9 protein-coding genes and 1 pseudogene are annotated in these 9,463 nt (G+C 43.0%); 3 read left to right on the top strand and 7 right to left on the bottom strand.

Annotated features, from left to right (window positions below):
- Nucleotides 1–153 precede the first annotated feature (153 nt).
- From F6K20_RS12155 to F6K20_RS12145, 3 genes are all read right to left on the bottom strand, one after another.
- The gene (locus F6K20_RS12155; RefSeq protein ID WP_207554313.1) at nt 154–1,083 is read right to left on the bottom strand and encodes an H-type lectin domain-containing protein; all 930 of its coding nucleotides are present in this window, start codon (nt 1,081–1,083) and stop codon (nt 154–156) included.
- 380 nt (nt 1,084–1,463) lie between these two features.
- Nucleotides 1,464–2,045, bottom strand: coding sequence for a hypothetical protein (locus F6K20_RS12150; RefSeq protein WP_008179536.1), 582 nt, complete (start codon nt 2,043–2,045; stop codon nt 1,464–1,466).
- Nucleotides 2,046–2,604: 559 nt separating this feature from the next.
- A complete protein-coding gene (locus F6K20_RS12145; protein ID WP_008179539.1) occupies nt 2,605–3,261 on the bottom strand; it encodes a GNAT family N-acetyltransferase in 657 nt (218 codons plus the stop codon).
- A 522-nt stretch (nt 3,262–3,783) separates the two neighbouring features.
- Here F6K20_RS12145 and glcD point away from each other — a divergent pair.
- A complete protein-coding gene (gene glcD, locus F6K20_RS12140) occupies nt 3,784–5,247 on the top strand; it encodes a glycolate oxidase subunit GlcD (RefSeq protein WP_008179542.1) in 1,464 nt (487 codons plus the stop codon).
- A gap of 802 nt (nt 5,248–6,049) precedes the next feature.
- Here the strand turns inward: glcD and F6K20_RS12135 are convergent.
- The 3 genes from F6K20_RS12135 to F6K20_RS12125 all read right to left on the bottom strand — a co-directional run bounded on the left by F6K20_RS12135 (nt 6,050) and on the right by F6K20_RS12125 (nt 6,972).
- A complete protein-coding gene (locus tag F6K20_RS12135; protein WP_008180619.1) occupies nt 6,050–6,292 on the bottom strand; it encodes a hypothetical protein in 243 nt (80 codons plus the stop codon).
- 112 nt (nt 6,293–6,404) lie between these two features.
- Nucleotides 6,405–6,704: a hypothetical protein gene (locus F6K20_RS12130; RefSeq protein WP_044492383.1), complete on the bottom strand. Its 300-nt coding sequence runs from the start codon at nt 6,702–6,704 to the stop codon at nt 6,405–6,407.
- A complete protein-coding gene (locus tag F6K20_RS12125; protein WP_008180614.1) occupies nt 6,676–6,972 on the bottom strand; it encodes a hypothetical protein in 297 nt (98 codons plus the stop codon). Before F6K20_RS12125 ends, F6K20_RS12130 begins: the two co-directional genes overlap by 29 nt.
- 72 nt (nt 6,973–7,044) lie before the next feature.
- Here F6K20_RS12125 and F6K20_RS12120 point away from each other — a divergent pair, with 72 nt between their 5' ends.
- Nucleotides 7,045–7,485, top strand: a complete 441-nt coding sequence (locus F6K20_RS12120; RefSeq protein ID WP_008180612.1) for a DUF4332 domain-containing protein — start codon at nt 7,045–7,047, stop codon at nt 7,483–7,485.
- Nucleotides 7,486–7,620: 135 nt separating this feature from the next.
- On the opposite strand, the gene F6K20_RS12115 is transcribed toward F6K20_RS12120, so the two are convergent.
- Nucleotides 7,621–8,235: a TetR/AcrR family transcriptional regulator gene (locus tag F6K20_RS12115; RefSeq protein WP_008180610.1), complete on the bottom strand. Its 615-nt coding sequence runs from the start codon at nt 8,233–8,235 to the stop codon at nt 7,621–7,623.
- A 797-nt stretch (nt 8,236–9,032) separates the two neighbouring features.
- Between F6K20_RS12115 and F6K20_RS12110 the strand changes: the two are divergent.
- A pseudogene (locus F6K20_RS12110) lies at nt 9,033–9,362 on the top strand (insulinase family protein); the annotation flags it as partial.
- Nucleotides 9,363–9,463: the final 101 nt, after the last annotated feature.

Raw genomic sequence — 9,463 nt, 5'->3', positions numbered from 1 at the left:
TCAAAACTATTTACCCTGACCGAATTCGTCGGTGGAAAAACTATAGCGCTGCGCCCAGGCAATAGGGAATAGGAAATAGCGATGCAGCGCTGAATCCATTTTCCTTGACAGACAGCATTCAATTAGTAAGTATTAAACCGGACTAGATCTGATTTATTTGCCATAGGCAAACCAACTTGCATTAGCACTGTAAACCCGCGTGTCTCCCCAGGTTTCCAATACATAATGAAACCCCTCTCGGTTGACATCAGTGACATCAACTTTTAATCGGAGATTTTCATCATTATCACTATCGATGTCGTTTAAAGCAATATAAACCACAGGCTCAGAAGCAAAGTTGGTATTAAACTTTTGCTCACCTGATATTCTTCGTCTGCCATCACCCTTTGATAAATTCCCTTCCCTAACAGAAATTTCTCCACTCTCCAGTCTAATCTGTGAACTAGCCACTTCTTCGATACTTCGAGAGATAGTAATCAGCTGATTACTATCTTGAGTTAAGTTATTGATCCGTTCAACTATATCTCCCAAGGCGACTGGGTCTGATTCTAGAAGAGCATTAAGTTTTTTCTCTATAGTAGAAGCGTTGATATCTAAGCTTTGCACCTTACTATTTAGATACTGAGCTTGTTTTTGATAGTCTTGAGTTTGGGCTTTGATAGTTTGAGTTTGTTGCTGAAGACCTTGCAGATCAACTCGGTTATCAAATAGAGAATTATTTATACGTTTGTTGAGTTTATCAAGTTGTTCTTCTTGATTTTTTAGATGTCCTTTTACAGAACTATCAACAAGACTAGACATGACTACAAAACCACTGACGGTGGTCAATAGGGTAGTAAAAACCAACAAGCCAATCACTAGGTGAAATTGTGTTCTAAATTCCTTCCTGAGTTCCTCAGCTATTTTGGGTGAAAATAGTTGTAATTCTGTATAAATTAAAGCTCTGATATCTGTAGAGCGCTTATCCAGATAACTTCGGTAGGTATCTAGTTCTTTCTTGAGATCATCTCGTTCGCTTCTGAGGCGATCGATAGTTTTTTTAAGTATGTCAAAATCATTCATAGTAACCAAGTGGCTAAACACCGACAATTCCTTAGATAGTTTAGATAGTAAGATACTAATCAACTATCTCCATTATTTCGACAAGCCCGCCAAATACCCTATGGGCTGTTATAGCTGAAATTGCTCTATTCGCCAACTACAGAGGCTGATCTGATGGCACCCAGGATAATCCATGGTGAACAGTAAATGGTGATAGGTAGGGGGTTGGCAAAATTATCTCTTATCCATTACCCATTACCCATTACCCATTACCTACTATAGCGCTAGTCGCTCTAATCATTGCACTCTGTTAAATAATGCTTCGTGAGACCCGGAGCTGGGGGGATTCCGGAGATCTAAATCTAAATTTAGAAATTTTCTAATCAATTGAGACGATCAGCATCAGCCAAAGGATTCCAGACTTAATGCTCATGGTGAGGGGCGTTACGTACCTTCCTGATTGTATAGGGCAAAACCCCTACCAGCAGAGCAAAGGCTTCATCTGGCAGTTGGGCAATAGTGTTGGCATCAAAACCAAATCCCTCAAACTGTTCAAGAATCTGTTGGGTTCGTTTTATCGGACTTGGATCTTCTGTAATTTGTTTAGTCAGTCGAATCCATTGCCGCCGAATCAAATAAGCACGCCGTCGCTCTTCAGCTGATTCTGGAGAAACCAAAGACAGATTGCCCACTGGGACTACTCCCTGACAATCAAGATCAAATATTCCTCCTACAGCCGAACCTGGTCCTGCGAATTCTGCATGGTAGTGCTTATATATGATTAGGCCATTGCGACGCCTACTATTAACAATTAACAATTGTTTATCCCGAAATTGCGAGAGAATTTCTGATGGCTGTGAGTCTCTCATCTTATTCTTGCAGAGGTTCAGGCTTTCCTGGTTCATGCCACTTAGGGGTTGAGGATTGGCGAGACCCTGGTTGTGACCAACCACCTCCTTTGGGTAAAGAGCTATCTGGTAATAGTGTTGGTATTCACTCTCCATCTGAAACTATATGGCGTAATATCTTAGAGCAGGTAAGCACCCAAGCTAAAAGCCCCGATCCGCTTTCCTTAAAATAACTGTAAATTTTTGAAAATACACAAAAGGGAGAGTCAAGTTTTGTTCAACTACCATTTCCAACTATAAACTTGGGTTTAACCTAAGTTTATAGTTATCAAAAAACACCTCAAAATGGCTTCAAGACACCAAAACTTTGTATGGCTAGATACTAAATTATAGATGATTTGGTATCAATAGCTACAATTTATCGGTATAAAGCAACTTTTGTGGTTTAGTACCGTAGATTTCATGGGATTTACAAGTAGACCGTAACACAAATCAACTAAATTTCGACCCTGGCGAGGTCTTCAAACAACAATTTTCTTGAAAGCTTTATCAATAACCCCCTTTTTGATCTGTTACCAAAAACGATACTCTGCTACAGATAGTCTGAACAAAAATGTTGTATTACATATTTTGTTTGTTTTGTCAATGTGATAAATCACCAAATGTATGTGTTATTCGTCAGCTTGATAACTCCATTATGACGAAATTCAGCCTACTAAGACAGACTCTGACCCGGTGAACTAAAACCAGCAGGATTAATCTGCTTGTGTAAGAGCAGGCGTTTGGGAAGCCTAAGCAATCCTCCGGTATAGCTTGGTTCTACCCGATGCAGTTCATATCCCCTCTTGAGATAAAGTTGCCTGGCCTGATAATTGTTTTCCAAAACATGCAAGTAGAGGTCTTGAAAGCCCCATTCTAGGGCAGTTTGCTCACAAGCCAAGAGCAAATTTTCTCCGACTCCTTGCCGCCGACAAGACTTTCTGACAGCCAGATTGGACAGGTAAAGATGTTGGCAGTTGGGCTTTGGCCAGCAATAGCGAGAACGGAGTGTTAGCTCTACAGTACCAGCTAGCATGTCACTGGTACCAGCAGAACCGGAAACGGTAGTGACGGCGACTAAACACAGGTAATGGGGTAAACTAGATCCCAGTCTGTGGCGCAAATCTTCGTAAATACCCAGTCTTAATAGAGGGTGAAGCCAGCTGATGAGCCCTTTTTGAGGGTGAAAGCTATCTGCAAGAATATCTGCTACAGTGCTGATATCCTCACATTGAGCAGCACGTATAGTGACTTGAGATATACCACCAGCCAAGGTATCTTGACCAGTAGGGACAGATTTATGAAGGGTTAAGAATGAAAAGCAGGAATCCACAACTACAAAATTAAAATTATTTGGGAATGGTAAACTCTATTATTTGGGAATGGTAAACTCTAACTAAAGTATGTAGACTATACGCCGAAGGGGTTCTAAGTTCCCCCCCCCTAGCTTCCCGTAGGTTCAAGGCACCAGAAGGTATATGGCTAAGAAGTCTGAAGGAGGTATGAGCAATTGAGTTCGAAACTATTTACCCCATTTCAGGCCAGGTAAATATTAAGGTAAATAGGAGACATTAAACGTTATACTTCATAATTAATACCTTTTCTTGATGCAATAGCGAGTGGGGGAAACCCCCAAGACCGTAATGGTGCGTTTACAGTCGTCGAATTAAATTCGCCACGGGTCGCACCTCTGCATCGCTTTTGAGAAGTTTGATCAAAATCGGCTGACGGGATTAGCTTAAGTGATTAGCGACCACCTTAAACTAGAAAGTCTTCAAGATCAGGTAGTTCACACACCTTAAACTAGAAAGTCTTCAACGTCAGGTAGTTCACATTATTCTATCGCTATTGAAACATGACGAATCATAAGACTGACTGGACCCCAATCATTAAGAAATTTGTGGCGATAGTAGGCAAAAATGGTGTGGTTCAACGTCGTGAAGAATTGTTGACCTATGAATGTGATGGTCTGGCCAGCTATCGCCAACGACCAGCGGTAGTAGTGCTACCACGCACTACCGAACAAGTCTCAGAGGTGCTTAAGATATGCGATCGCTATTCTATTCCTTGGGTGGCACGGGGTGCTGGCACCGGATTATCCGGTGGTGCTCTACCTATAGAAGATGGTGTGTTGATTGTCACTGCCCTAATGAAGGGTATCCTGGACATTGACCTGGAAAATCAGCGAATTGTAGTACAACCAGGCTTAATCAACAACTGGGTGACCCAAGCGGTAAGTGGTGCGGGTTTCTATTATGCCCCTGATCCCTCCAGTCAAATTATTTGTTCCATTGGTGGCAATGTGGCTGAGAACTCTGGTGGTGTCCATTGCCTCAAATATGGTGTGACCACTAATCACGTCATGGGGTTAAAATTGGTTCTTCCGGACGGTTCAATTGTGGATGTAGGGGGATCAGTTCAAGAAATGCCTGGTTACGACCTAACCGGCTTATTTGTTGGTTCCGAAGGCACCTTGGGGATCGCTACAGAAATTACCCTGCGCATCCTCAAGAGACCAGAATCAATTTGTGTCCTCCTAGCGGACTTTACTAGCATTGAAGCTGCTGGTACTGCAGTGACTGACATTATTGGTGCTGGGATCATTCCTGCGGGCATGGAAATGATGGATAATCTCAGCATCAATGCGGTAGAGGACGTAGTGGCAACAGGTTGTTATCCGAGGGATGCTGGAGCAATATTGCTGGTAGAACTGGATGGCTTAAAGGTAGAAGTGGATACTAATAAACGGCGGGTTGCCCAACTGTGTAAACAGAATGGGGCAAGAAATATCACGACGGCTAGGGACGAAGAAACCCGCCTGAAATTATGGAAAGGTCGCAAAGCGGCTTTTGCTGCGGCAGGGAAGATTAGCCCCAATTATTTCGTCCAAGATGGGGTGATTCCTCGCACTGAGTTAGCGGGTGTTTTGAGGGAGATTGAGGCATTAAGTGAGAAATCTGGGTACACAATAGCTAACGTATTCCATGCGGGTGATGGAAATCTACACCCCCTAATCTTGTACGATGAAAAGGTGCCTGGGGCATTAGAAGAGGTAGAAAATGTTGGTGGCGAAATCCTCAAACTCTGTGTCAAAGCAGGGGGGAGTATATCTGGGGAACATGGGATTGGTGCGGATAAGAACTGTTTTATGCCAGATATGTTCACGTATACGGACTTGGAAACGATGAAATGGGTTAATCAGGTATTCAATCCCAAGGGTTTAGCCAATCCAGGCAAGGTATTTCCGACACCCCGGACTTGTGGAGAGGCAGCAAATGCCGGAAAAACAACGGAATTTGAGTCTATAGAGCGTTTTTAAACTAAGTTTCGTGAGTTCGACATGAGCCTTCGTTATCCAGAACTCAATCCCTTCGCGACCATTCAAAATTATCAATTCAAAATTCAAAACTACCCCATAAATGAATTCAGGAGCCTGTATCCGGTCTCAGCAATTCAAAATTATAAAGCTATACCTGTTTTAATTCTTAATTTTGCCTTTTGAATTCAAAAATGGTTAGGGAGTAGCCAAAAAATAAAATACCAGTTTTTAGCTTGTAGGGTGGGCAAAACAGTTGGTTTATTTTGATTATACTATATAATATTACTTTGCCCACCCTACTTTAATTGGTATTTTTTTTACACGCAAGCCTTTTGCCGTTCCCAGTCAGTTTTTAGCTTGTAGGGTGGGCAAAACAGTTGGTTTATTTTGATTATACTATATAATATTACTTTGCCCACCCTACTTTAATTGGTATTTTTTTTACACGCAAGTCCCTTAGGTTGAGCTCAGGTCAATAAATTTCCTTTCCCTATTATCTTTTGCCTTTTGCCTTTTGCCTTTTGCCGTTCCCAGTCAGTTCCCAGTAGGGTGGGCAAAACAGTTGGTTTATTTTGATTATACTATATAATAGTACTTTGCCCACCCTACTTTAATTGGTATTTTTTTTACACGCAAGCCTTTTGCCGTTCCCAGTCAGTTTTTAGCTTGTAGGGTGGGCAAAACAGTTGGTTTATTTTGATTATACTATATAATAGTACTTTGCCCACCCTACTTTAATTGGTATTTTTTTTACACGCAAGTCCCTTAGGTTGAGCTCAGGTCAATAAATTTCCTTTCCCTATTACCTTTTGCCTTTTGCCTTTTGCCTTTTGCCGTTCCCAGTCAGTCGCTGCTTTTCTTGCCAAGCCACAAATGCAATTCCCCAAAAAAAACTCAAACTGACGACTAATCCTGAAGGATTACCAAGACTGAGTAACAGCAAGACGAAAAAAAAACTACCAATTTGAGCGGTTTGCTGGAGTAGGGAATTCAATCCAGCTTTGGCTTCCTGCTCTAAAGTAAGTTTGTTACGGCTTAACTTCATTCTAAAACCAACAAGGAACATACCTCAGGTGCGACCCAAGGCCGGGTTCCCCGGCCTAGGAGGCGCGCACCTTAACCGATTTAAAACTGTTATAATTAAAGGTTATTCTAGATTAGAAATTATTGAAATGTGCCCACAAACGACCAATTATGCGACCCGCAATTAGGATCCAGAGCAAAAAATTAGCGGCACCGATGATTAAGCTGGCATAAAATTGGACACCAATGGTACTATCTAGACAAACACTAAAATCTAAGAAGCTGTTGGAGAGAATTAACTGCCCGATTAAACTAGGAATATAGAGGATTACAAGCAGAGCGATCGCATCCTGAAGGCTCAGGTATACACTTCTCCACATATGCCCTAGTAAAGCTTTACCAAGCTTATCCACAGAAGTCCATATATGTTGCATCAGTTTCTTGGAAGCACAAATGTAATCTGGCCGGTTTTGACACTAAGCCAGTATTCATTTCCACCGAACCGAGATCCGGATACTGATGTATGGTGGTTTGTTGAAGGTTGAGCGTGGTTTCCACTCCAGTTGCTGATCTGACTCCCCATCTCCCCATTTCCCCATCTTCCCACACTTCCCACACTTCCCACACTTCCCACACTCTCTCTCCCCTTTCCCTACTCCCAACCCCAAGGGCGAGGTATCTCACCCAACAGAGAACTGCCATAAGGTATGATTACCCTGTTGCGGTTCGCTCTAGGCTGGATTAATCTAGAAGCATCATTTCCCGGTAGTCTAGATGTCTACTAAATCCAAACTTCCGAGAACTACCCAAGTCAGTCACTGGTCAATTGAGCAGTTGCCCGGATTAAGTATTCAAGATCAATCAAAACTCAAAGAATTGGGCATTACCACCACTAGGGAATTGCTCCAAAAAGCAAGCACTGGCCAAGCTAAACAAGCGCTAGCTAACCAGTTAAAGGTAAAGACTCAGTACGTCAATAAATGGGTAGCCCTAGCAGATTTAGCCCGTATCCCTAGCATTGGCTGCCAATATTGTGGACTAGTATTACATGCAGGAATATGCTCTTTAACCCAACTAGCTCAGACTCCCCCTCACCGCTTGCACCAAAATATTTTACGCCTACAGGTAGCAACCATGAAGCGCCGAGACCTTTGTCCTGGTGTTGATCAGGTGGCACGATGGACTAAACAAGCACGAGATTTAGTTAGTCACTAGACATCTCCAGAAACTCGGTTTTGACCCAGGCAGTGCAAGGGTTTGAGGTTAATTTTTGGAGATGTCTACTAGTAATTTCTTGATTGTTAATTGTCATTTGGCATTTTCAATTTGCTATTTTCAGGCATTCCTTATCTATTCTTTAACCAACACTCCATTGAGGAAAATATCAGCAATGCCTTCTGCCATTTCCTGAATCTCTTTGGGGGAGGCATCTGAATCGAGGATGGTATTGTGGCTGAAACCAGCAACGGCAAACATGCCCAAGAACACCTGAGCCAAAATTTTGGGGTTCATAGGGCGATAAATGCCTCGCTCAATGGCGGTTTCAAAAAAGGCTTCAGCCACATCCGTCATTTTAATAATCACTTCTGACTGAATGCGATCGCGCAATTCTGGGTGGAATTGGGCTTCCATAAAGCATACTCGCATCAGATCCGCATTCTCACCCATACGCATCATTCGCCGCCGCATCATCTGTGCTACTGCTTTATAGCTGCCCATTTCACTGAGTTCTGTGAGCAAATCGGTGAGAATGTCTATCCAACCCTGGGTGGCGACTTCAATCAGAATGGCCTTTTTGTTTTCAAAATGACGAAATAGGGTACCTTCAGCGACCCGAGCAGAACTGGCTAACTCCCTGGTGGTTGTCCCGTTATAACCTCGACTGGCAAACAAACGTCGTGCTGCTGTCAGGATACGTTGCCTGGTCTCTGTCTCTGACTGAGTTGGCTGATTTATTATTCCCATGGGTGTCAAAATGAAACTTGTAGCGCTATTATCCAAATTGTCCAACACTTCACCCCATAATTGTCAAATTTGAGACAGAGTTGGCTTGAGCTTCTAGTAGTAGGTGATGGTAATCATGCCTTGATTGTGACCAAAAATTTGGGTTTCAAGCTGGCCTTTGGCCACGCTACTTGAGGTGCCCATAAACGGGCGATTTTTCCGGAATTTGTCAAGGCAAAGGTTTATAATACAATAATTGCGTAGAAAGCGCACAGGTAGGATTCGTCGGTACTACCTGATTCAATAACGACCATTGCGATGCTAGTACACGAGGCGCGAAAAACCTCGCCGGTGCGCTTTCCGTCGGCTAATTAAATTCGCCACGGGTCGCACCGCTAAAACCCATGGGTCTTAACGGATACCGAAAACCAGTAAAGTAGCAAATTCAAAATATATAACGTACCGTGGGGCACACGGGAACGAGGGAAGGGAGAAACAGTTATATTAGACACTCCTAGTACCTAGCGCTTAGGGAGATAAGCCCACTGGGATTAGTTAAGTTAGGCTTGATGCTTGGTTGCTGATTGAACGGGTATTTGGCTTGAATATTGCCTTTCAGGATAGCTAATTTTAAGGCGTGTCGTAGAACTAAGAATCCCCGTTCTTACTTCGGCGGGGAGTGTCAAACACTTGATGAAGAGACGCTAGCTTATTAGTTGTTAACCTCACGCCGCCTAAAGGCGGTACCACTAAATCCCACCCTAGAAAGCGGTGGGCGTTGTGGGAGAGTTCTGTAAGTTCGTTACTGCCACCCTTGTATGACTAAACAGAATGGATTGGTCGTGTTTCTCCAGCGTGTTGCTGATCACTTAAGACCACTTCGGTGCTTATTCAAGACAGGATCTATCAAGTCCCTATCGATTTTATCTTATCTGGGGGCGGCAATCCTAATCTGGGGAACATTCTCGACTATCGCATTAGCCCGTACTGAAACCCCAGCATCACCCTCAACCTCAATCCAACCCTATCTAGACCGGGTGATCCAACGGGTAACTGAGTTTACCCTGGATAATGGCATGAAGTTCATTGTCCTAGAAAACCACGAAGCACCAGTAGTTTCTCTTCTTACCTATGCCGATGTAGGGGGTTAATTAGTAATGCTAAATTCACTGTTGCTAAGCGACCACCCATCTGTAGATTTTTTTTACGTTTGATGTGTGCATGGCAAATTTATTTCTGTTGCGTGAAC

The organism is Moorena sp. SIO2C4 (genome assembly GCF_010672485.1).
Lineage (GTDB): Bacteria > Cyanobacteriota > Cyanobacteriia > Cyanobacteriales > Coleofasciculaceae > Moorena > Moorena producens.
Note: the sequence above shows the minus strand (reverse complement) of the source record. Positions and strands in the feature narration are given on the sequence as shown.

Excerpts from the sequence above, each read along its gene's own strand:
- F6K20_RS12150 (WP_008179536.1), bottom strand. The coding sequence starts at position 2,045 with ATGGAGAGTGAATACCAACACTATTACCAGATAGCTCTTTACCCAAAG.
- glcD (WP_008179542.1), top strand. The coding sequence starts at position 3,784 with ATGACGAATCATAAGACTGACTGGACCCCAATCATTAAGAAATTTGTG.
- F6K20_RS12135 (WP_008180619.1), bottom strand. The coding sequence starts at position 6,292 with ATGAAGTTAAGCCGTAACAAACTTACTTTAGAGCAGGAAGCCAAAGCT.
- F6K20_RS12130 (WP_044492383.1), bottom strand. The coding sequence starts at position 6,704 with ATGCAACATATATGGACTTCTGTGGATAAGCTTGGTAAAGCTTTACTA.
- F6K20_RS12125 (WP_008180614.1), bottom strand. The coding sequence starts at position 6,972 with ATGGCAGTTCTCTGTTGGGTGAGATACCTCGCCCTTGGGGTTGGGAGT.
- F6K20_RS12120 (WP_008180612.1), top strand. The coding sequence starts at position 7,045 with ATGTCTACTAAATCCAAACTTCCGAGAACTACCCAAGTCAGTCACTGG.
- F6K20_RS12115 (WP_008180610.1), bottom strand. The coding sequence starts at position 8,235 with ATGGGAATAATAAATCAGCCAACTCAGTCAGAGACAGAGACCAGGCAA.